We start from the raw sequence: 681 nt of genomic DNA on the forward strand, positions 1-681 counted from the left end.
CTCCTGGCAAAGCTCCGCAAAACAACGGCAGTTATTCAAATTGATTTCATCCTTCATATGCCCGAAAAAAGATTCCTGCGGTGCATTGTCCCAGCAGTTACCACGTCGAGACATGGATTGCCTAAGTTCCTTATCTTTTAACAGTTGCCGGAAAGAGATGCTTGTATAGTGACATCCTTGATCAGAATGGATGATGGCATCAGTCTCTATTCTGTTACCGTGCGTTTCTAGTAGGATGTTGATTGTTTCTAATACAAAATCGACTTCAAGAGATTCACTTGGAACGTATGCCAACACTTGTTTCGTGTAGCCATCCTTTATGACAGAGAGATATGCCTTACAGCCATTATTGTAATAAAGATATGTTATATCTGTAAGGAGAATTTTTCCGGCACCATGCTTCTCAAATTCTCGATTTACTAAATTTTCTGATACGGCATCTGTCTTTAATGCTTTAGCCATTCTTCTGTATGGATTAGCCTTTCGGATTGGACAAAACAAATTGAATTTTTTCATTAGGCGACTGATTTTCTTTTGGTTCATCCTTATGCCCATATGCAAAAGGCGCATATATATGCCGCGTCTGCCTTTGTCGTATCCGCGAAAACGATATGCTTCCAATATTAATTCAAAATACTTTTTATCCTCCTCATCTTTATCTCTGCGTTTCTCTGCGGACTT

Annotated in this window: 1 protein-coding gene; it reads right to left on the minus strand. The window is 39.4% G+C overall.

Features of this window, described 5'->3' with window-relative positions; translation table 11 throughout:
• On the minus strand, positions 1–681 hold a 681-nt coding region (locus ACERII_RS25870), incomplete at both ends, for an IS3 family transposase (RefSeq protein WP_373645867.1).

It is taken from the genome of Evansella sp. AB-rgal1 (genome assembly GCF_041820985.1).
In the GTDB taxonomy this organism is placed as follows: Bacteria; Bacillota; Bacilli; order Bacillales; family Salisediminibacteriaceae; genus Evansella.